15 protein-coding genes are annotated in these 22,418 nt (G+C 61.7%); 12 read left to right on the forward strand and 3 right to left on the reverse strand.

The annotated features are described in order from the left end of the window. The 10 genes from AB0N75_RS13605 to AB0N75_RS13650 all read left to right on the forward strand — a co-directional run bounded on the left by AB0N75_RS13605 (nt 1) and on the right by AB0N75_RS13650 (nt 13,922). Nucleotides 1–918: a glycosyltransferase gene (locus AB0N75_RS13605; RefSeq protein ID WP_364650785.1), complete on the forward strand. Its 918-nt coding sequence runs from the start codon at nt 1–3 to the stop codon at nt 916–918. A gap of 95 nt (nt 919–1,013) precedes the next feature. Beyond that, complete coding sequence (locus tag AB0N75_RS13610; RefSeq protein ID WP_364650667.1) at nt 1,014–1,475, forward strand: adenylyltransferase/cytidyltransferase family protein; 462 nt, start codon at nt 1,014–1,016, stop codon at nt 1,473–1,475. A 386-nt stretch (nt 1,476–1,861) separates the two neighbouring features. Beyond that, nucleotides 1,862–3,169, forward strand: a complete 1,308-nt coding sequence (locus AB0N75_RS13615) for a stealth family protein (RefSeq protein WP_364650670.1) — start codon at nt 1,862–1,864, stop codon at nt 3,167–3,169. Further along, complete coding sequence (locus tag AB0N75_RS13620; protein ID WP_364650673.1) at nt 3,156–5,894, forward strand: CDP-glycerol glycerophosphotransferase family protein; 2,739 nt, start codon at nt 3,156–3,158, stop codon at nt 5,892–5,894. The genes AB0N75_RS13615 and AB0N75_RS13620 overlap by 14 nt, the downstream gene beginning before the upstream one ends. A gap of 132 nt (nt 5,895–6,026) precedes the next feature. Next, nucleotides 6,027–6,842 carry a capsular polysaccharide synthesis protein gene (locus AB0N75_RS13625; RefSeq protein WP_364650676.1) on the forward strand — a complete coding sequence of 272 codons (816 nt, stop codon included), beginning with the start codon at nt 6,027–6,029 and terminating at the stop codon, nt 6,840–6,842. Nucleotides 6,843–6,853: 11 nt separating this feature from the next. Next, nucleotides 6,854–9,265 carry a DUF6270 domain-containing protein gene (locus AB0N75_RS13630; RefSeq protein ID WP_364650679.1) on the forward strand — a complete coding sequence of 804 codons (2,412 nt, stop codon included), beginning with the start codon at nt 6,854–6,856 and terminating at the stop codon, nt 9,263–9,265. Between the two features lie 62 nt (nt 9,266–9,327). Then, nucleotides 9,328–10,773 (forward strand): phosphomannomutase/phosphoglucomutase, encoded by a 1,446-nt coding sequence (locus tag AB0N75_RS13635; protein WP_364650681.1) that lies wholly within the window; start codon nt 9,328–9,330, stop codon nt 10,771–10,773. Next, the gene (locus AB0N75_RS13640) at nt 10,773–11,888 is read left to right on the forward strand and encodes a mannose-1-phosphate guanylyltransferase (protein WP_364650684.1); all 1,116 of its coding nucleotides are present in this window, start codon (nt 10,773–10,775) and stop codon (nt 11,886–11,888) included. Before AB0N75_RS13635 ends, AB0N75_RS13640 begins: the two co-directional genes overlap by 1 nt. A 228-nt stretch (nt 11,889–12,116) precedes the next feature. Beyond that, the gene (locus tag AB0N75_RS13645) at nt 12,117–12,851 is read left to right on the forward strand and encodes a polysaccharide deacetylase family protein (protein ID WP_364650687.1); all 735 of its coding nucleotides are present in this window, start codon (nt 12,117–12,119) and stop codon (nt 12,849–12,851) included. Between the two features lie 336 nt (nt 12,852–13,187). After that, nucleotides 13,188–13,922 (forward strand): polysaccharide deacetylase family protein, encoded by a 735-nt coding sequence (locus tag AB0N75_RS13650; RefSeq protein ID WP_364650690.1) that lies wholly within the window; start codon nt 13,188–13,190, stop codon nt 13,920–13,922. Between the two features lie 51 nt (nt 13,923–13,973). Here the strand turns inward: AB0N75_RS13650 and AB0N75_RS13655 are convergent, their stop codons facing one another. Beyond that, nucleotides 13,974–16,544, reverse strand: coding sequence for a hypothetical protein (locus AB0N75_RS13655; protein WP_364650693.1), 2,571 nt, complete (start codon nt 16,542–16,544; stop codon nt 13,974–13,976). Nucleotides 16,545–16,720: 176 nt separating this feature from the next. Between AB0N75_RS13655 and AB0N75_RS13660 the strand changes: the two genes are divergently transcribed. Together AB0N75_RS13660 and AB0N75_RS13665 are read left to right on the forward strand one after the other, a co-directional pair. Then, the gene (locus AB0N75_RS13660) at nt 16,721–17,104 is read left to right on the forward strand and encodes a hypothetical protein (RefSeq protein ID WP_364650696.1); all 384 of its coding nucleotides are present in this window, start codon (nt 16,721–16,723) and stop codon (nt 17,102–17,104) included. After that, nucleotides 17,101–18,966, forward strand: coding sequence for a glycosyltransferase (locus AB0N75_RS13665; protein ID WP_364650699.1), 1,866 nt, complete (start codon nt 17,101–17,103; stop codon nt 18,964–18,966). Before AB0N75_RS13660 ends, AB0N75_RS13665 begins: the two co-directional genes overlap by 4 nt. A 37-nt stretch (nt 18,967–19,003) precedes the next feature. On the opposite strand, the gene AB0N75_RS13670 is transcribed toward AB0N75_RS13665, so the two are convergent. Together AB0N75_RS13670 and AB0N75_RS13675 are read right to left on the reverse strand one after the other, a co-directional pair. Next, entirely contained in the window at nt 19,004–20,065 is a 1,062-nt protein-coding gene (locus AB0N75_RS13670; protein ID WP_364650702.1) for an acyltransferase family protein, read from the reverse strand. A gap of 109 nt (nt 20,066–20,174) precedes the next feature. Next, complete coding sequence (locus tag AB0N75_RS13675) at nt 20,175–22,361, reverse strand: acyltransferase family protein (RefSeq protein WP_364650788.1); 2,187 nt, start codon at nt 22,359–22,361, stop codon at nt 20,175–20,177. Between the last annotated feature and the right edge of the window lie 57 nt (nt 22,362–22,418).

The following is a 22,418-nucleotide window of genomic DNA, read 5'->3' on the forward strand; positions in this document are numbered from 1 at the left end:
ATGCCGAACAATCGTGCGACGGCGCCCGGCGACTCCCCGGCAGTGCCCAGCTTTGGCGTCGTCATCCTGACTCAGGGCACGCGGCCAGAGGATCTGCGGCGAGGCTTTGCCTCGCTGCAAGCCCAGCGTGGGGTCAGCCTGGATGTGGTCGTGGTCGGCAACGGCTGGAAGCCCGAAGGACTGCCCACCGGCTTCAAGGCCCTTCACCTAGAGGAAAACCTGGGGATCCCGGCCGGGCGGAATGCGGGCGTTCCGGAGGTATCGGGGGAGTACCTCTTCTTCCTTGACGACGACGCTTGGCTGCCGGACGAGGACTTCCTGTCCTCCTGCGCTCGTCTGTTCCGGGACCGGCCGGACATCGGCATGATCCAGCCCAGGATCGAAGACCCGACGGACCACCACGCTCCACAGCGGTGGATTCCGCGGCTGCGCAAGGGCACCGCCTTTGAATCCAGCAACGTGTTTTCTGTTGTCGAGATGGCCATTGCAATGCGCCGCGACGTGTTCGAACGCACCGGTGGCTGGCCGTCTACGTTCTGGTATGCGCACGAGGGGATTGAATTCGCTTGGCGGGTCTGGGACACCGGTTTCCGTACCTGGTACGCCGGAGACCTGCGCGCAGGACACCCGGTGATCGATCCTCGCCGGCACGAGGAATTTTTCCGGCTTAACGCTCGCAACCGGGTGTGGCTGGCCCGACGCAACCTGCCTTGGCCCTTCAGTTGGGCCTATGTAGCATCTTGGACGCTGGTCCAGATCCTCCGCTCCCGAAAAGAAATGGGCCAGCTCAAACCGTGGTTCGCCGGCTGGCGTGCCGGTTGGCAGCAGAACCCTTGGGGGCCGGGGGAGAACAGGCGAAAGCTGAAGTGGTTCACCCTCCTCAAGATGGGCGCATCGGGCCGCTGGCCAGTGATCTAAGCAACTCGGCTGTGTAAAGGGTCCGGTTCATCGAATCGTTAGCCTAAACTCTTAACAGGCAAATTAAAGGTTAATTCAAGGTTCGAGGTGTAGGCGTGGGCAAGACAGTCCTCACATACGGGACGTTCGACCTGTTCCATGTTGGTCATCTGAACGTCCTGAGGCGCTTGAGTGAGCTCGGGGACCGGCTGATCGTCGGTGTTTCTACCGACGACTTCAACGCGGTCAAGGGCAAGAAGCCCATCGTCCCTTTTGAGCAGCGGATCGAGATCGTGCGAGCCATCCGCTACGTTGATCTGGCGGTCCCTGAGGAAAACTGGGAGCAGAAACGCCAGGACATCGAGAAGTACGGCGTCGACATCTTTGGCATCGGTGAAGACTGGCGCGGAAAGTTCGACGACCTGATGGATAAGGTTGAGGTCGTCTACCTGCCGAGGACCAGCGGCATCTCCACGACGGAGATGAAGCGGGTACTGAGCGCCTTCGACGAACGCCACGTCGAAGAGCTGAAGCGGACTTTGGACAGTATCAGCCAGATCGTCAAAGAGTTGAGCTGAGCACGTGAAGCATTCGCGACGCGCTGCTCGAACTTGTGTTGAGCGAAGTATTTTAGGGGACATCCATGGTTAGGAATTCAGTGCAGAGGGTGCTGCGCAGGGTTCATTCCGAGGCATCGAAGCAGGTTTCGGCGAGGGCCTTTGTCAGGCACGCCCGCCGTTCCGGACTGAGTGAGAATCACCGCGTTTTAAACCACTTCCGAGTCCCGTTGATCTGGCGGATCGACCCGGAGCTCCGACTGCCGGAGCAGCGGCTGCAGACCTTTGCGCTGGTCAGGGACATTCTCCAAGGCGCCGGGATCCCATTCTGGGTGGTGCCCCGCCGAAGCAATCAGCCCTCCGCCATCGGCGTCGCTGCTTCTGACAGGGGCCGGGTCTGGAGTGTCTTGCAGTCCTCGGAGCAGCTGGGCCAATGGTACTGCGCGGCCGTTTCGGAGAAGAACCGTGCGGCGCCAGTGGTGAAACGTGTTAGTTCCGGTGCCGCTGGCTCGCCTCAGGCCCTTCGCATCTGGGAATACGTGCGTGCCAACGTAGATAGTACTTTCACGGCCGGCCCTCAGCAGGGTGTTGACGTGCAGTTCTGGGACCTGGACGAGCAGGGCATTCTTCAGCCGCCGGTGTGGACTGAAAGGGCTACTTCCCTCTCCCTGGTTGAGGCGGCGAACTGTGATAACCAGGGTATCCCTAGAGTATGGTCCGCCTATCACCACCTGGCCTGGACACAGCTCAAGGTTGACGTCGTCTACACCTGGGTGGACGGCACAGATCCAGTCTGGTTGGAGAAGAAGGCAGCGGCAGCCGGTGTAGCGGACGTAGCTGCCTTTACCGAACGCGCCCACCACGACGCCCGGTTCGCTGATCACGACGAATTACGCTACAGCTTGAGGGCACTGGAGCAGTTTGCCCCGTGGGTAAACAACATTTGGATTGTCACGGCCGGGCAGACGCCGTCCTGGCTGAACACGGAGAACCCCAAGGTGCACGTAGTGGACCACAAGGATATCTGGCCAGATGAAACCGGATTGCCGAACTTCAACTCGCACGCGATCGAAGCCTGCCTGCACCGTATTCCGGGACTGTCCGAGTACTTCCTCTACTTGAATGACGACATGCTGCTGGGCCGGCCGGTCGCCTCCGAGCTTTTCTTCCATCCCAATGGCGTTGGCAAGGTGTTCCAGTCCCGCGCGCTTGTCGACTTTCGGGCCCCGGAACTGGGCGAAATCGCTTCATCCACGGCGGCCAAGAACGCACGCGAAATCCTCATCCAGGATTTCGGAGTGGTCCAGACGCAGAAATTCTTCCACACCGCAGCCGCGCTTCGGGTGTCCGTCATGGAGGACCTTGAAAGCCGCCATCCCGCAGCCTTTAAGGAAACCCGGGGGGCGGTATTCCGCACAACTTCCGACATTGCGGCAGCAGGCTCGCTGTATCTCAATTACGCGTTGGCCGGCGGTGCAGCTGTGCCTGGAAGGCTCCGCTACGAATACGTGGACCCCGCCACCGAGGACGGTCTGACGCGGATGAGCATCATCAACCGAAGCCGTGGCTATGACGCCTTCTGCGTAAATGATGGAGCCACCGAGCAGACAGACGAGGAACGCAAAGCTTCAGACCAGCTAATTCGGCGTTTCCTTGCCTCCTACCTTCCCGTGCCCAGTAAATTCGAAAGTATCAGTGACAATGACGGCAACTAGCCTTGATCTGAGTGCGGCGCCAGACGACGCACAAGAAACGTCTGCAACCAATCCCGCCCGGGGGAACCACGGGGGATTTTCCCTGGTGGTAGCGATGTACAACATCGGCCGCTATCTTGACGATTTCTTCCGGTCGCTGGAACAACAGCACTATGGATTCGAGAAACTCGATGTTGTCCTCGTCAATGACGGCTCGACGGACGATACTGGGACAATCGCCGATGCCTGGGCAGCCCTTCACAAGAACGTCACCGTGCTGCACAAGGAGAACGGCGGACAGGCTTCGGCTCGGAACGTCGGACTCGCCGAGGTCAAGCATGAATGGGTCTGTTTCGTAGACCCGGACGACATGCTGGACGCGGACTATTTTGCCGAATCGTATAAGTTCATGGTTAGCAAGCACCATCGCGAGGCAGCTCTGTATGCCACGAACCCAATCTTCTTTGAGGAAACCACCGGTGAAGTCAGGGACGGGCACCCGCTGCGCGGCCGGTTCACCGGAGGCAACCGCGTCGTCGATTTGCGCGGATACCCCAACTCGATTCAAATGCAGGCAACAACAGCATTCTTCCGGGTATCGGTGCTGAATAGGCATGAAATCCGCTTCGGCGAGCAGATCCGTCCCAAGTTCGAGGACGCGCACTTCGTTTCGAACTATCTGCTTCGGGCGGAACTGCCACTGATTGGCATTGTTTCCTCGTCCAAATATCTGTACCGCCGCAGATCGGACGGCACTTCCACGCTGCAGACCAGCCACGGCAATCCTGGTAGCTACATCGATGTACCCCGGTTTGGCCTCTTGGATATTCTCCGCCGGGCTAAGGAGCTTAAAGGCTCGGTGCCTCAATGGCTACAAAACGTGGTGCTTTACGATGTCTTCTGGTACCTCAAGAGCGACCGAGCGATCTTCTCGGCTAGCGCAGGCCTGCCCGATGAGGTCTTTGAGGAGTATCACTCTCTGCTGACGGAGATCCTCGGATATATCGACGAAGAGTCGGTCATGGCATTCGATGCCATGCCGATCGCACTCTGGATGCGGCAAGCTCTAATTTGGGGCTACAAGACCGCTCCGTTTGTTACGGACTATGCGATAGTCCGTCCGCTGGACCCCCACCAGAACCTCGTCAAGCTGACGTATCGGTACACCGGGGAGCTGCCCAAAGAAGAAATCATCGTCAAGGGCCGCCGAATTCAGGCAAGGCACGCGAAAATTCAACATCTGAACTTCTTGAGGCGAACGGTTCTAAAGGAACGTACGCTTTGGATCTCGGCCGAAGGCACGGCCAAGCTACTGCTCAACGAGCGGTTGATTCGGTTCGTTCACAATGAACCGAACCGTCCCGATTTTACCCTTCACATGAGTAAGTTATCCGCCATGCGTCAGTCGATGATTCGCGCAGTTCCGGTTCGATATCGTAAGAAAGAATCCACGCGAAAGCGGTACTTCCTGCGCTGGGCCAAGGCCCAAGCCAACAGGACCACTCGGGCACTGACCAAGGAGAACGTTCTCGATGTATGGACCGCCTGGCTGCTGAGGTCTCCCGCAGTCAAGGCAAAGTATGGGTCCGCTTGGGTGCTGATGGACCGCGACAATGAAGCCAACGACAGTGCGGAGGAGCTGTATCACTGGCTGCAGGCTAACCGACCCAAGATTAATGCCTGGTACGTGTTGCGCCGCGACGCTCCGGACTGGGACAGGTTGGAGAAGGCTGGCGTGAAGCTGGTCGAATATGGTTCGTTTCAGTGGAAGCTGCTGATGCTGTCCGCCGACCATTATGCTTCTTCGCACATCGACAACTATGTTGTAAAGCCCCTGCCACAGAAGTACGGATCCCGGCAGTGGCGGTTTACCTTCCTCCAGCACGGGATCATCAAGGGAGATCTGTCCCGTTGGCTGAACCCAAAGTCAGTGGACCTGTTCATTACGTCCACTAAGGATGAATACAACAGCATTGCCGGGGATGGATCGCCTTACCGTTTCAGTTCCAAGGAAGTCAGGCTTACGGGCCTGCCCCGTCATGACTCGTTGCTGCGCAAGCGCAAAGTCGTAGGGCGTCCAAACCTGATACTTATCGCACCTACCTGGCGCAGCTACTTGGTGGGCCAGACACTGGCCGGGTCTGCCGCAAGGGAGCGCAACGACGCTTTCACCGGAAGTGACTACGTGAGGAACTACAAGGAGCTGTTGCATTCGCCAGAGTTCCGCGCAGTGGCCGAGCAGCACGGACTTACAATCGCCTTCATGCCGCACCCCAATACTCAGCCGTACATGGACAGCTTCGAGGTCCCCGAATACGTGGAGATCAAGCGATACGGGGTCGACGACGTGCAGCAGGTGATGGCCGAGACTGCGGTGATGATTACCGACTACTCATCGATTGCCTTCAATATTGCCTACCTCGACAGCGCCGTGATCTACTTCCAGTTCGATCGCGATGAATACTTCGGCGGGGGCCACACAGAACGCCCCGGCTACTTCTCCTATCAGGACGACGGCTTCGGACCTGTGGAAGCAACTGTGGAAGGCGTTGTCCGGGAGACTTCGCTGATAGCGGCACAAGGCGGGCCTTCGGAGTTCTATCTGGATCGAATTCGGGAAGCGTTCCCGGTTCGCGACGGCAACAACTCCCTGCGCGTCTACAACGCTATGCGGGAATCTTCCAAAGCAGTGAGCTTCAAGAAGGCCTCACAAGCGTTCGATCCCGAGCTTCATAAGTGGGGCTAGCGCCGGTGCCGGCAGTTAAGTTCAGGCACTATAGCTCCAGCGGATGGGCTGGAGTTCCTACACACCGGGGTTGTCCGGCAGCCCTCCGGCAAATATCGTCGGCCGCCGAGAAACCACTATGAGAGAGTCTGCGTGACACGGTTCTATACGTATTGGGAAGGCCCTTCCTGCCCAAAGTACATTGATCTATGCGTCAGTACATGGTTTCGCCAGATTCCGGATCTGCATCTGACAGTCATTAATCACCGGAACCTGTTCAAGTACGTGGGGGACGTTTATGACATAGAACGACTGAAGCGGTTTTCCCTAGCCAAGCAGTCCGATGCCGTATCTGCTGCAGTCTTGGCTAAGTTCGGCGGTACATTTGTCGATGCGGATACCATTATCACCAAAGACCCAACCGATACGTTCCGCAGCGTTCCTGGCGAGAAGATGATCGGTTTCGGTGTTCCCAGCCGCAATTCCTTTCACGTTGCAGTTTTGCATGCCGGCCAGTCCGGCAACCCTATTGCCGTGAGGTGGATGACAGAGGCTGCCAAGCGCATCTCAGGCGACGGAGATGGCGGCTGGGATTATCTCGCCAATCAGATTCTGAACCAGATGGTTGCCGAACCTGCTTTCGGTGAATTTATGCACATCATTGACCGCACGACTTCCGGGCATATCCTGGAATCACATTTCGAGCTAGTCCCAGGACAGGCAGAAAAGTCTTACCTGAAGCTGTACTTCGGTGAGCACGATATTTCTGTGCCGAAGGCACTAGACGCTGTGGTCGGAGGCATGATCTCACTGCATAACTCCTGGACCCCCGCCAGTTATGGGGCTATCAAGGACATCCGCGACCTGCTGTCAACGGACAACCTGCTTTCTCGTCTGTTGGCACACTTAAGCGGGATCGAGGAAAGCGGCATCCGCGCGGTGGAAAGCCGTCTGACAGCCAAATCGTGAGTGGAACTGAATTGAAAACTGCATTGATTGAACCGCGGATTATTGAATCCGCCAAGGCCTCGCGCACTGCCGTCATCTTCCTGCCCAGGTGGGCCGAGCTCGCGGACGTGGCCGATTCCCTGTCGCAGCTGTGTCCTGATTATTCCTTTATGGTCTTGGATGCCGATGCTTTAGACGCATGTTTTGCCGAGTCCAGCGACTATTCTGTTGAAGGCCAGATATACGAGCTGATTCAGGAGCATCTGACGGCCCAAGGTCAATCCGACGCGGATACCGTGGTTATCGGTATGGCCGAGGAGGCCTATACCGCGGTTCTTTACGGGGCCCAACATAATTTCCATGCGGTTATTAGTTTGGGAAGCAGTTGGCAGCCGTCCCGTCGTCCGGCCTGCCTGCTCAAGGCGCCTGCCCCTCGAATGCCCCACGGTCACGCCGAAGACATCGCGCACTTCGAAGGTAGCCGGCTTCGCCGGCTAATATCCAACGGGAATTCGAAGCACGGAAATTATTATGTTTTCCAAGCCGATCCCGCCCAGCCAGCGAGTCCAGCCCTCGAAATCCTCGACCAGCTGGCCGCACGGCACAACGTGAACATCATTAGGGCCAGCTCCGAAAGAATCCGGAACGAGATAGATCTGTGCTTGTACAAGACCAGCATGGTTGCCTCATTGCTGAATTCACTGGCGCATGGAATTGCCCCCAGGATCGGTTACATCAGCAGCGGAGACCGGCCCTATACTTGGATGGAGCGAGAACAAATCCTGAATGCGCAGCGGTCTTCACGGGCGTTGATATCAGACCTCCATCCGCCGGAGCTGAAGAATGACCGGCTGTATCCCCAAGGTTATGCTGCGATCCGCGGGTACGCTGCGCAGGGCTACGGCTCGCAAAATGTGACCCTGCATTTCCACGACGGGAATGATGCGCACAAATACCCAATGGGTTCCCTCATACGCGCGGACCTGTCCAAGAAGCTGTACAAGCAGTTGTTCATCGACTACAGCGCAACGGCTTTCGCGTCCGCCAGGCATGAAGGAATCTCTCTCGCAGAATTACCCGATGCCGCACACACACTCGAACTCAGTGTCCTCAACAGCGGGACGGAACTGAAGGACAGGCTTGGCTCTGGCAGACCGTTTTCCCGATTTTCAGTACATGAGGGGAATCTGTACCAGCTAGTTGGCGATTACCAGTCGACAACGCTAACAAAGCGGTCCTTACCCGGGGCCAGACACGGGGCTGCCCTGTTCCGGCTTGAGGAAGCGGAGATCCGAGGCAACCGCTTCGTCCTACGCGGAGCCTTTGCGGTCGAGGGGATCCAGCTCACATCCGAAACAGATCACCACTACATTCTGACCTTGCAGGACGGCGATACTGCCAGTTCCTACGAACTGGCTTCTCATCATCTAGAAAATGGCAAGCCGGAGGACTGGCAAGGTGACTATGGCTGGGCGGGTTTTTCAACAGGAACGGAGTCTGGCCTGGAATTGGGCAGCTTGCCTGCCTCCACTTTTACCGCCCACGTCAGCCTATACGTGAACGGACTCGTTTACTCCGAACCGCTTGATGTGAACATCGAGGCCCAAGCTGTATACGCCGCCTTGGGTCAAGACGGGGCAACGGCGTCCCGTCCGTCGGTTTCCGTTTTGGGATCATGTGTCTCCCGCGACAATTTCAATTCCCGGATAATGCCTGACTGGCGTTCATTCTTCGAGCTTGGGCCGGTCCACTATCAGATGTCCCTGGTGAGCTTGATGTCGCCGGCCATGGCGTTTGACCACCCTGATTTCGCGCTGATGAATGACCATGACCGTCAGGTCACCGAGCGCGATTTCAGCAAGGTCTTCAAAGACGAAATAAGTACAGCCCGACCTGATGTCCTGGTCGTGGACCTGTTCGCAGATGCACGGTTCTCCTGCATTCAGTACCTCGACGGCTTCATAACTGACAATGTCTGGAAGCTGCCCACTGCGCCGGGGTTCTACAGTTCCCTCGACTCAACAATGCGGGTTGGCCTGGAACACGACCGGGACCAGTTCCTGTTCTACTTTGAGAATGCCTGTCTGGCCCTGCAGGATTTCCTGAAACAGAACAGCCCGCATACCGTGGTCGTGCTGAATTCGGCACGCGCAGTATTTGAGTACAACGATTCGGGTCGCCGAGCGTGGTTCGCGCGCGAGGGGAATGTTCGGCTCAATGAGAACTGGCAGCAGCTAGAAGAAATCTTTGTCCGAATCTTCAAGCCTATTGTCCTCAGCTCCATGACTGCTGCTATGCAGAGCGACAAGCATCATCCGTGGGGGCCGGCCAGCGTGCATTACGAGAAACTTTTTTACCGGCGCTTCCGGCAGCAACTGCTCCAGAAGCTCGGCTACACAGCGGAGTTCTCCCTGCAGGCGGACTCGGCAACAGGGGTCCGTTGATATTGGCTGCCACGAATGAACCGGGCCGAACGTTGATCGGGTCCGAGAAAGAGGATGTCTCGATGCAGTGCAGTATCCCAGGCGGCGCCGGCCAATTGGCCTCCTTCCTGTCGGCCTTCAAGGCCTATGACGTGCGCGGCATTGTCGACGAGGGCCTGACCGCCGCATCGGCAGAAGCTGCCGGGGCCGCCTTTGTGGACGTGCTGGGCCTGACCGGGGTCGAGGTCTTGGTGGGCGGGGACGCGCGCCCATCCTCGCCAGGGCTTGAGGCGGCGTTTGCGGCGGGTGCGGCCGCGCGCGGGGCAAACCCGGTGATGCTTGGACGGATCTCCACGGACCAGTTGTACTATGCCTGCGGAGTTCGGGCCGCGGCCGGGGCGGTCTTCACTGCAAGCCACAATCCGGCGGAGTACAACGGGATCAAGCTGGCCCGTCCGGGTGCGGTCCCGGTCTCGGCCGAGACCGGACTGTATGCCGTCCGGGATGCGGCCGCTGCGTACCTAGCTGCTGGAATCCCGGACCCGGAGGCAGCCGGCGTCGTTCTGGGCACCATTTCGTCAGCGGACATGTTGCTCGGCTATGCGGAGCACCTGCGCGCGCTTGTTGATCTGGCCGGAATCCGGGCGCTGAAGGTGGTGGTTGATGCCGGTAATGGGATGGCGGGGCTAACCACGCCTGCCGTTCTTGGGGACGAGTTGCTGCCGGCATTGCCGCTGGAGATCGTGCCACTCTACTTTGAGCTCGATGGGACTTTCCCTAACCACCCGGCGAATCCGCTTGAGCCGGAAAACCTGCTCGACCTGCAGGCCGCCGTCGTCGAACACGGCGCAGACATCGGCCTGGCCTTCGACGGCGACGCTGATCGCTGTTTCGTCGTGGACGAGCGCGGAACTCCGGTCTCCCCGTCCGCGATCACCGCGCTGGTAGCTAGCCGCGCGATTTCCCGCGCACAGGCCGCGGGCGAGTCGGAGCCGGTCATCATTCACAACTTGATCACCTCCCGCGCTGTCCCCGAACTGGTGGCAGCCAAGGGAGGGCGCTCGGTCCGCACTCGCGTGGGTCACTCGTTCATCAAAGCCGTGATGGCCACCGAGGGCGCGGTCTTCGGTGGGGAGCACTCGGCCCACTACTACTTCCGGGACTTCTTCAACGCCGACACCGGGATGCTGGCGGCCATGCATGTGCTGGCAGCCCTCGGCAGCCAAGATCGGCCGCTCTCGGAGTTGGTGCGCGAATACGACCCGTACTTCGCCTCTGGCGAAATTAACTCCGAAGTCACAGACAAGGAATCCGCGGTCGAACGCGTGTTGTTGGCCTTCCGCGGGGAGCAAGTGAGTGTCGATACGTTGGACGGCACCACGGTCTCCGAGGTCGACGGTTCTTGGTGGTTCAACCTTAGACCGTCCAACACGGAACCGTTCCTCCGCTTTAACGGTGAGGCCAAGGAGGAGACTGTCATGGCATACATCCGCGACCGGGTCCTGACGCTCGTGCGGCAGGGAATCTGATGCGTGATGACGATATGCTTCGGCGTTTCTACAGCGTGATTCCGGCGGGTGGCGTCGGTACCCGTTTGTGGCCGCTGTCGCGGGCAGCCGCGCCGAAGTTCCTACACGATTTGACTGGCTCCGGGTCCTCTCTGATCCGGGCGACTTATGCGCGACTGGCGCCACTTAGCGATGGACGAACGATGGTCGTCACCGGCCGCGCTCATCGCAGGGCGGTAGTGGAGCAGTTGCCCGAACTCACGGATGCCAACCTTGTACTAGAACCGGAACCGAAGGACTCGGCTGCGGCGATTGGACTGGCCGCGGCAATCCTGCACCGTCGGGACCCCTCGATCATCATGGGCTCTTTCGCCGCGGACCAAGTTATCCATCCGGTGGAGGCCTTCCAAGCCGCCGTCCGAGAAGCGGTGTACACGGCCGCTGAGGGCTATATCGTCACTATTGGAATCACACCGACGCACGCATCTACGGGGTTCGGATACATCAAGACGGCAGACCCGCTGGAGATCGCCAGTGCACCAAGCGCATTCTCGGTGGCGGATTTCGTCGAGAAGCCAGACAAAGCCACGGCAGCCTCCTATCTGGAGACCGGCGGCTATCACTGGAACGCGGGCATGTTCGTGGCGCCGGTAGACCTTCTGCTCAAGCACTTGGATTCGAAGCAACCGGAGCTACATGCAGGCTTAATGGAAATTGCCGCAGCGTGGGGGACACCCGCACGAGCCGAAACGATGCGTCGCGTATGGCCGACGTTGCCTAAGATCGCGATCGATTACGCGGTGGCCGAGCCCGCCGCCGCAGCCGGCGACGTGGCCATGATCCCTGGCACCTTCGGCTGGGACGACGTAGGGGACTTCGCCGCGATCGGTCGGCTAAATGCGGCTGCCGAGATGTCAAACCTGACGGTGATGGGAGAAGGCGCCCGAGTGTACTCCGACCACGCCTCCGGCATCGTCGTCTCCGACACCAAACGCGTGATCGCGCTGATCGGCATCGACGATGTCGTCGTGGTGGACACCCCTGACGCGCTGCTGGTCACCACAAAGGAGCACGCCCAGCAAGTCAAGTCCGCCGTCGAGCATCTTAAAGCCAGCGGCGATACTGATGTCCTCTGAGCATGTCACGGGGAGACTGATGCCTCCGCTGCTAAGGCGGTAGGCGGGAGCGAACCATTCAAAATCCAACTCCCTGAGTAGGACACCGGAGTGAAGTTTGTGCGCTCCGTAGACTTCCATAAGGTTTCCCTAGGGTAGCTACCCCATGCTGCCCTTAGTCGCACGGCGTCGCTCGGGAATCACCCACGTTCCAGCCGTACGGTCGAACGAGAAATGGGGTAATGAGTCATGCGTGTAGGTCATTTCTTAGCAGGACTTGTCGCCACCATCCTTGCGGTCACCGGCCTTGCTTCCGGCGTCCAGACCGCGTCAGCGGCTTCTTACGACGAGAAGAGAGGGCCCAACTACTCGACGCGCGTGATACTTACCTTTGACGACTGCCCGCTGAATCTAACCGATTATTGGCGGGTCATCGAGTACGCGAAGAAAAAGAACGACGGTCACGTCTTTGCCCCAACGGGCGCATGTCTTGAAAAGTTTCGCAGTAGTCATGGTGTGGACCTCGCCAAGCTTGCGCGTGCTTATGGCCAATACGTGATCAACCATAGCGTCAACCACCCTAATGACCTGCGTAAGCTCAACTGTGATGCAGTGGCGCGAGAATTGGGTTCACCAGGAGTTGTGACAAATTTCGGCCGCCCTCCCTATGGAGGCATAGATTCCACCGTTAGATGCGGCTACAAAAAGGTAGGAATGAAGCCTTGGCTATGGACCGGAAGCACCGGTGACTGGATGGGCAAGTCGAAATCGGAGATCGTCTCGGCTGCTGCGAGGGTCGCCAAGCCGGGTGCTACCATCCTGATGCATATGGAGTACAAAGGGTTTAACCCTGAAACTATAAGTAAAATTAAGGCGCAGTTGGAGAAGCGCGGACTGAAACTGTGTCGTGCGTACAGGGGAACGGACAATAGGGGCGAAATCATTTCCAGTCCTGTGAAACTTCCAGACAGACTCCCGTGCTAAACGAATATGCCTTTTAATCCGGGAGTGGTTGATCGGTCCTTGACCTTGAAGGAGTAGTCCTACACGGCCACACGGGTTATCAGTTGCATCGTGATTTTGCTTGAGCCCCAGAGTGGTTGAGCAAGTATTAGGCAGTGTGGCGGAGTGCCGGCGCCATGTTTGCAGACTCCTCCGTGAGCTGGCCTGAATTTCTCAGCGCCGCTGGCTTGCAATCGAAAATGGGGGTAGGGACAATTCAGCCGTGTCTGCCGTACACTTCAGCTAGCATTCCTGCGGGCCGCACCCTTCGTTAGCTAGAGTCCACAAGGGCGCAGCCTCGCACCGAAGGGGGAAACGGTGAGGGTTAGCCCTATTCTGGCTGTGCTGGCCGCTCTTGCATTGGTGGCCGGCAGCTTTGTCTCCAGCGCACAAGCTGCGGCTGCCGCGACTTACGATGAGCGGCGGGGGCCCAACTACACCAGCCGGGTCATCCTGACCTACGATGGCTGCCCAACGAGCTTGACAGCCTTCAAAACGGTGCTGAAGTACGCCAAAAAGAAGAACGACGGTCTGGTTTTGGCTCCCACCGGGAACTGCCTTGCGAAGTACCGGGAGCGGAACGGAGTGGACCTGGCCAAGCTGGCGCGCGCACACGGGCAATATGTGATTAATCACAGCATCACCCACCCCAAGAACTTCGACACGCTCAGCTGCACCGCGGTTGCTCGGGAGCTGAGGGCCCCCGGCGTGGTGACCAATTTTGGTCGCCCGCCCTACGGCAAACTGGGCGGATCGGTCCGCTGCGGCTACCAGAAAGTTGGGATGAAGCCGTGGAACTGGACCGGCTACACCAAGGACGCGCAGGGGAAGTCCAAGGCGCAGGTGGTCTCGGCCGCGGCGAAGCTGGCCAAGCCGGGAGCCACCATCCTGATGCACATGGGGTGGAAAGCCTTCAATCCGGACGCCATCGCCAAGATCAAGGCCAAGCTGGAGGACCGCGGGCTGAGGGTTTGCCGGGCCTACCGCGGGCTGGACAACAGCGGCGCCATCATCACCAGTCCGGCGAAACTGCCGCAGAAGCTGCCCTGCTGAGTTCGAACTTCGGTCTGCCGCCGATGGCCCGCGGCAGACCGAAGCTGTGGGCTACAGGCTCCGCCAGTCCCGGACGAACGGACCATAGCCGTTGCCCCACGGCTTTTCCGTGTCCCGCCAGTTGACGATTTTCGGGTCCTGGTTCTCGCCGATCAGCGCGGAGTGGTTCCAATCATCGGGCAGTACGGCGCGGTCGGCGCCGACCACCGCGTTGAGAGCCTCGCCGAAATCCATTTCATAGTTGAGCAGCAGCGTGGTTACGCGCCGAGCGAGCCCGGCGTTCCGAGCGGCCTCCAGATCCAGCACGAAGACTGAAGCGTCGAAGACCCGGAAGTCGAACTGGTGCGCGGCGTGAGTCACCGCGATCATTTCCATGGCCTTCCGGTGGTCGTCGCCGTGCCTGCCCGAGATGGATCGCAGCAGCCCGAAGCCGCTTTGCCGGCCCTTGCGGTGCTCGTCCCGGGCCGCCAGCGGCCGGTCCTTGAGCGGCAGGGCGGCCATCTTGGCCAGATCTCCGCGCACCAGGGTCGCGGCGTTGAGGAAGACCGCGCGCTTGGCACTGGTCAGGATCTCCGGGACCAAGGCCAGCAGCAGTTCCCGATGCTTCAGGCTCGAGTTCGCTCGGACCGTGGGGTCGTCGCGCAGTGCCTTGGCCGACAACCACACGACTTCTAGGCGCGGATCCAGCGCTTCGGCGGCGGCGCGGATCTCAGCGGTGAGGTCGTCCGCCAACGTCCAGACGCGCACCTTCCCGGCCGTGTGTTCCATGATGGAGCGCAGCAGCTTGGGCAGGTGGGGCGCGCTGGCCTTGCCATGGTCCAGCACAACGTCGGTGCAGTCGTCCTGGTCTGGGCCGTTCGCCGGCACGGCCACCGCCACAAGCCGCGCGACGTCGTCGTCATCCACAACGGTCCCCGGGACGCGGGCCAGGAAGGCGTCCGCCTCCGCCATGGCCGGCGCGCAGACTTCGGCCCAGGCCTGGTAGACGTCCTCCTTGGCCGCTCCCGAGGTGATCAGCGGCATGACCACTGCCAGCTTGTCCAGGATGCCGGTGCGGATGGCGTCGAAGTCAGCCTGGGAAGTGTCGATCAGTCCGCCAAAGCGCACGTCGGAGCGGTTCTTCGGCTTAAACTCGACCTCGCAGCCCACGGAGCGTGCCGGAAGGAAGCAGTGCAGTCGCGAGGTGCTGATGTTCTTGTAGTCCGTGTGGTACCCGTTGATCCAGGTCCGGGCCGTTTCAAGTTTCTGCGCGAAGGGCATTTCCCGCATGCCCTTCTGGGTCTGCAGCAGGATGTCGCCGGGACCGGTCTGCGGCGCGTCCACGAACGCGGTTTTGGACCGCTCGTCCCTGCCGTCCCGCCGGAAAACAGAGTCCACAGTGGTGGTTATACAGCCGGAGAAGAACGCGGGGACGCCCGCGGCGCGGAGCAGGGCCACGGTCTGCCAGTCGCGGCAGCCCACCGGGCCGTGCTCCTTCAAATAGGCGATGGCTTCCGGGGTGAGCATTGCGGGCTTGTTCACATGGAAGGAGACGAAGATCGGCCGGATGTTCGGGTGGAACGGGAAGTTGAAGTGCTGGCCGAAGGTGTGGTGCATGTACCAGCCGAAGGCCAGCATCCAGGTGTTCTTGGGGATGTCCTGCAGCGGGCTGCTGTCCCGGTGGGTCTCGACGACGGCAACGGTCGCGGCCGGTCCGTCGATGCGCCGCTCGTCCTTGACCTGGGACTGAATGTCCTCCAGGAAGCCCACTAGCTGCGGGTCGCCAACGAAGTTGAGGTTGGCGTGGCGGACCAGGTGGCCCATGGACGCCAGCGTCTGGATGTAGTCTCCGACATTGCGGGACCAGGCGTCCGGCTGCTGGTAGCTGAGTACGCCGAACGTGGCGTCCGCGGCCGGCACCTCGATGGGCTGGCGCCGCAGGCCCTCCGGGAACCAGGTCTGCAGCCGCTCGAACTCGCGGCGGATATGGGCAGTGTGGGATGGTGCTGCGTCACTGAGGCCGAAGGCGGCCAGCGTGCGCGCCGAGTCCAGTTCGCTGCGGGCGAAGGCCTTCTGCGCCACGTGCAGCAGGGCCAGAGCCGACCACTCCACGTGCGCATTGTCCGCCAGCAGCCGGTCCAGGACCTTGGCTGCCGTCTCCGGTGCCTGCGAGAAGGCCGCCGCGAAGTACTCGTCCGGGCACAAGGTGATGATCCGGTCGTCGCCGAGCAGCTCGAACTGTCCCCACGACATCTCGGGTCCAGAGATCTCCAGCAAGGCCATGCCCTGCAGGGCATGCACGAATTCGTGGCTGGCGCCGGCGTCGCGCAGGCTGTAGCTCGCCGCGAGGACAGACTGGCTGTTGCCCGCCGCAATGTTCTGCCGGGCGTCAGCGATGAATTCCGGCACCAGAGTGCCGCCGCCTGAGACGGCCGCAATCAACGACGGCGATGCTGCCGCCGCCGGCTGCTTGGCTTTCGCCCACGCCTCGGGCGCCGTCAATGGCAGCGCCGGCGCTGCCGGCTTGCCCGCCACATTCGCGACCGTGGGCAGGATGGCCCGTGCGGCCGGCTGGAGGGTCGTCTTCAGGTGGCGTTTGCCGGTGCGCAGGACACGGCCGGCAAGGGAGTCTCGGTTAGTCAAAGTCTGGTCCTTGGCTGCATCAGGGAACGTGAGCCCTCCAGTGTACTGGCATTCGAAAGCGGCACTTGACACGGTGCCCGGTCCTGCCCGGCGGAAGCCGCCCGAAGCTATAGAGTTGTGGCGGGCCGGATGGGCCCTAGAGAGCATGTCACCTGATCCCGCGAGGGGGAGCCATCGTGTTGCAGCCGCCGGCAGCGTTTGAACCCAGCAAGGCCAGCGTGTCCGCGGACGGCGTGTTGACACTGTTCGGCACGGTGAGCCCGGACCGGGAGCAGCAGCGCGGCGACTATTCCTTCATCCTCGCCGCCCGCGGAGCCCAGGCCGAACGCGAGTACACGGCACGGACCTCGCAGGGGGCCGACGGCACTCAGCAGGTGAGCTGCACGGTTCCTCTGGCGGACCTGGATACGTCGTCCGGCGATTCCGTGGACCTCTATTTCCAGTCCCGCCATGGCTCCGGTGCCGTGCGGACCCGGGTGAGCTGGAAGCTGCAGTCCCTGCGCTGGCTGCCCTACCCAACGAAATTCGGCAATCTCAGCTTCAAACGGAAGGCTGTGTGAGCACCGTGAACACGATGGACTCAGTCGCCCCGGCGGAATCTCCGCTGCCCGCGGGCAGGTATTTCATGGTCCTTTGGGGCCTCCCGGAAAGCTTCGGCGGCATGACCACCATGTGTCTGCACCGGGCGGGCGCCTTTACCCGTTTCGGCGGGCGGGTGGCTTCGATCATTACGTTCGAGCCGGAGCCCAGCTACGAGACACTGACGGGCCGGCTCCGCGAGCAGGGGAAGCTCGCACCGGAGACCCAGGTGTTGAACGTCTTCCAGCACTACCGGCATGCCAATCTTTCGGCGCTTTCCGCTCTGGACGCGCCGACCGTCCCTGCCGACCAAGGCTCAGCCGGGGACCCCGACGTGGTGCTCGATCCGTCCGGGCAGGTCTTCATGCGCACCTTCATGCGGCCGGACGGAGCCACGGTGGCAAACCGCCGGTATTACCGCGAGGACGGGACCGAGTTCCTGCGTGACGAGGCCCCGGTCGACGCCGCCGGCAAGACACTCGGACGCTTCATCACGCTGCTCAACCGCTTGGGCCAGGCCGTCGGCCGCTGGCGTTCGGCCGGCGACTTCTACCGCCACTGGATGAAGGAGCTGGCAGCCGGGGATCGTGCCGCGTTCATCGTGGACAGCGGCTTTGCGGCCCGCGTTGTGGCTCCGCTGAACGAGCAGAACATCATCAAGATGGCGGTCATCCACAACAGCCACATCATCGCCGGCGGGGATCCGTTCATCGGCAAATTAGCCCCGGGCCGCAAGCAGATCTTTGAAGACAGCGCTGCGTGGGATGGGCTGATCTTCCTCACCCGGAAGCACCGCCAGGATTACGAGGCCCGCTTCGGCAGGGCGACCAATCTCTACACCGTCTCCAACCCCAAGCCACGCGCCGATGTTCTGCCCCCTTTCGAGCGGCGGGACCGAAACCGCGGCGTCATGGTGGTGCGCCTGGAAAACCAGAAAAACGTGGCCCATGCAGTAGAGGTCATGGCGCTGGTGCACCAAGAGTTGCCGGATGTCATTCTGGACGTCTACGGCACCGGCTCGCTGCAGGATCAAGTGCAGGCCAAGATCTCGGACCTGGCGATGACCGACGTCGTCCGCCTCCACGGGCACACGCCGAATGCCGCCGAGCAGTTTGAGACGGCCGGTTTCTCCCTGCTGACCAGCCGCAATGAGGGCCAGCCGCTGGCGCTGATGGAGAGCCTGGGCCGCGGCTGTCCGCCGGTGTCCTACGATATCCGCTACGGTCCCAGCGACGTGATCGAGGACAGCGTCAACGGCTTCCTCGTTCCTGCCCAGGATATTGCCGCCGCGGCGGAACGTGTTGTTAAGCTCTGTACCCACCCTGAGCTGGCCCGCGCCATGGGCCAGGCCGCCTGGGAAAGCAGCGAGCAGTTCTCGGATCCGGCGGTGGTCGGGCAGTGGGCCGACGTACTGGAACAGGCGTGGCGGCAGGTGCCCGATCGCGTGGCGCTGTCCCGCATGGAGTTCACCCTCGAGGAGCTGGGCCTGCCCGCCACCGGCGGACTGGAAATCCACGGCGAACTCACCTGGCGCCAGAGCTCCGGCCCCGCCGCCGAGCAGCTGCTGCGGGCGCACCTGGTGGTTGGCCGCCGTGCAGAGGGCGGCCCGGCCTTCGTTCCTGCCGAGGTGACGGAACGGGCGCCCGGCAGGCTGCGGCTGCACGCGTCGGTAACCGACGGGCAGCTTGATGAGGGCGTCTCCGAGGAGAATGGCTTCTTGGACATCTTCTTGCAGGTGGAAGGAAACAACGTCCTGCGCACGTTCAGGATCGGCTACCCGGGCGCGTCCTCGTGGCGGCCGTACGCGACCCAGCACGGTTCGCTCAGCCTGCAGTTCGCCTAAGCGCCGGGCGCCTCATCGCCGTCGGTCATCACCGGGCTTAGCGCTGGCCGGACTTAAATGAGCTCAGCGCGTTCCAAGCGCCGCGCGGATCCACCAGCGGACGGATCAGCAGGACCACGGGCCGCGATACCGCCAATGCGCTGAACAGCACCGCGGCGCCAATAACCAACAGGGCACGAACGGTCGGGCTGCCAGCGTCAAGCAACGAGGAGGCCCCCACCACAGTCAACAGGGGCAGATGCAGCAGGTACGGGTACATGGTGTGCTGGCCAGCCCGGGCGGTCCAGGCGCCCATTCGCGTGGGTGCCCCGACCCTTCCGGGCAGCATCAGCATGAAACCCGTCGCCATCGCCGTTCCCACGGCTAGGACGACTAGGCGCCACAGCATGCCCTCGAAGTCGCCCCCGTCAAGCGCCTCGTAGCCCTTGTTGCCGAGGAAAGGGGGCCGCCAGAAGTCTTTCTTAAGCCAGAGAGCAGCGACTGCCCCGAGCCCGACGACGGCCGCTCCCGCTGCCCTGAGTCGCCAGTCCTGGCGCCACTCAGAGACCCGGTCCACTATCCATGGGCCGGCCAGGAAGATCGGCAGGAAGACCAAGATGCGCGAGAGCGAGAGGAAACCGTCGATGGCCGGGCTCAACCCGGCCAGCAGCGCCACGACGACGGCGATGGGGACGGCGAACCGCAGTCCGCGGAACCAGGGCGCCAGGAGGCGCCAGCCGGCCAGGGCCACGAGGAACCAGAGGCCGAAGGTCTGGGAAGTGAACTTCCAGCTCGGCTGATCTCCGTCCAGCACGTAGTTGGTCAGGAAAGCGATCAACTGGAAAATCCCGTACGGTACCAGCAGCTGCCAAAAGACCTTGGACAACGTTTTTCCGTCGGCTTGCGCCCTGCGGGCCCCCCAACCGGCCAGCAGGATCAGGACCGGGATATGGAACATGTAGACGAAGTTGGAGACGACCAGTGCCAGTCCGCTCTCGGCCCGCAGCATGCCAACCCCATGGCCAACGACCACCAGGATGATCGCGGCCCAGCGAGCCTGATCGATCCAGGTCTGGCGGACGCCCTGCTGGGCGGGGGCTAGGACAATGTCAGCGCTCAAGCGATCGGTCCTTTGTGTGGTCGGGGGCAAAACGCAGTCCAGTCTACCGGGGAGGTCGGATGGCGTGGTCGCGTGCCCCTTGAACGCTCGCTGGCTGGCCAGCGGGGAGTTACGGCGAAGCCGGGCGGCCCGCGGGTCCTGGGGGTGTTCCTAAGGTGTGCGCCCGGGCATCAGGCTGTGCCTTACCTTCCTGGAGCGCCGCGAGGATGGGCGCGCGGAGGTATGGGGCCAACGTGCGGGCATAGGTGGCGGTGATGTGCGAACCGTCGCGATAGGCGACGACGGAGCCGATCACGGCAGGGCACACATCGTCGGCACAGAAGTACCGGTCCAGATTGACTGCGGTGATGCCCGGGGCGCCCAGCTCTCGGACCGCTCGGTCCAAGGGGTCCATCCAGTACCAGCTCTCCGGCGTGCCCGCGCAAGCGGAGGGCTGGTCGGGGTGCGCGGCCAGGCAGTCCGGGATCGAGCTGATGGTGGTGCCGGGGAAGGGAGAGTCTTTGAGCGCCAGGACCTTGGTCCCGGACGCCGCCCACTCGGACAGATAGGTCTTGTAGCCCTCGACGGCGGGCTCCTCGGTGGTCTTCCAGCTCTCGCCGTCGACGGTCACGGACTGGCGTGCGGAGGTGATCACCAGGTCGAACTTCCCGCCCTTGGTCTGCTCCATCACCCATCGCCCGTACGCGAGACAGTTGCGCGTCCGCTCAGCGTTGTTGAAATCGAGTGGGATCGAAGTCAGGTTGCAGCGGGTGATCAGGTAGGTGGATAGAGTCCAGCCATTCTTTTTTGCCAGCAACTGCAGTGCGGGGAGCCACTGGGCCGCGTGTGAGTTGCCCACCAGCGCAACTTTGGTTTTCCCGTTACCGTACGTGCACACCGGCCGGTCGGTGAAAGCACGAGAGGACCAGCAGCCGTCCTTGTAGGCGTCGGGAAGATCGTCCTTGGCGAGCGCAGGCTCCGGGACCATCCGCGGCGGCGACTCCGGCTTGCACTCGCCGGTTCCGCGGGCCATGGCGGCGGCGCCGATGCACGGGTCGCCGCTGTTCTCTATGGATGCCAGCTGTTCCTGCGCCAGCTGATTGCGGTGGCCGACTTCGGCGAGCTGCAGGCCGCCCAGCGCCGTGACGGCCACCATGCCGACGGCAGCGAAGCGGTAGGTCGGCAGCAGACGCCGGGCGGGCAGCCGGGAGCGGAACCTGTCCTCGACGAAGACCTTGGTCAGCGCAGCCAGCCCGAGCGAGAGGACCAAGATGGTCATCCTGTCGAACCAGCCGAGCGCGGCCCCGGTGATGAACGGCACCAGCACGATGAGCGGCCAGTGCCAAAGATACACAGAGTAGGAGACGTCCCCGAGCCACTGCACGGGCTTCAGCCGCAGGACTCCGGTAGGGGAGTAAGCCCGGCGTGAGCCGGCGAGGATAACCAGGGCCGTCCCAAGCACCGGCAGCAGCGCCGTGTAGCCGGGGAACTGCGTCTCCCGGGTGAACGTCAGCCCGGCGGTGACGACGGCGGCGATGCCAGTCCAGGCAAGCAGTGCCGTTGCCGGGCCGGGCAGCCGGGTGGCGGCCAACGGCACGACGGTGGCTATCAAGCCGCCCACGGCGAGCTCCCAGACCCGGGTTGGTGTGATGAAATAGGCACGGCCGGCGTCGTCTGCGGTGGCAAGAACAGACACGGCCAGCGACACCGCGATCACGGCCGTGATGGCAACGCGGGCTACGAGATTGACGGTGAGCTTCCATGCGCCGGCCAGCCAAACGACTGCCAAGATGACCAGCGGCCAGAAAAGGTAGAACTGTTCCTCAAGCGAGAGCGACCAAAAATGTTGCGTGGGCGTCGGCGCATTGTCGGCCGCCAGATAGTCCACCGCGCTGTCGGCGAGCACCCAGTTCTGTATGTACAAGGCAGACGCCATGATCTGCCGGGCGATCACTTCCCATTGTGTGGGCACCACGAACAGACGGACGGCTACAGCGGTTACTGCGAGCACCAAGAACGAGGCCGGCAGCAGCCGCCGGATCCGACGGCCCCAGAATTCAGCCAGATCCCGGACCGTCCGCGGCTGGCGGCCCATGAGATGGGCAGTCATCAGGAAACCGGAGATGACGAAGAAGACGTCCACGCCGATATAGCCGCCGGTCAGCTGCCCGGGCCAAAGGTGGTAGATCAGGACCAGCGAGACCGCCAAGGCGCGCAGTCCTTGGATGTCCTGCCGGAATCCGGTGGCATCCGGTGCTGTACTGCGCGGGGCTGGCTGGACTTGCGTGCTGGCTCCTGACGGTAGAAATTCCCCAATTTCCGTCTGCCGGCCATTGTACTCAGCGCCTCAGGTTCCGGGAACCGCCTGACCGCG

It is taken from the genome of Arthrobacter sp. NPDC089319 (genome assembly GCF_040684925.1).
GTDB lineage: Bacteria > Actinomycetota > Actinomycetes > Actinomycetales > Micrococcaceae > Crystallibacter.

Excerpts from the sequence above, each read along its gene's own strand:
- AB0N75_RS13645 (WP_364650687.1), top strand. The coding sequence starts at position 12,117 with ATGCGTGTAGGTCATTTCTTAGCAGGACTTGTCGCCACCATCCTTGCG.
- AB0N75_RS13605 (WP_364650785.1), top strand. The coding sequence starts at position 1 with ATGCCGAACAATCGTGCGACGGCGCCCGGCGACTCCCCGGCAGTGCCC.
- AB0N75_RS13620 (WP_364650673.1), top strand. The coding sequence starts at position 3,156 with ATGACGGCAACTAGCCTTGATCTGAGTGCGGCGCCAGACGACGCACAA.
- AB0N75_RS13635 (WP_364650681.1), top strand. The coding sequence starts at position 9,328 with ATGCAGTGCAGTATCCCAGGCGGCGCCGGCCAATTGGCCTCCTTCCTG.
- AB0N75_RS13640 (WP_364650684.1), top strand. The coding sequence starts at position 10,773 with ATGCGTGATGACGATATGCTTCGGCGTTTCTACAGCGTGATTCCGGCG.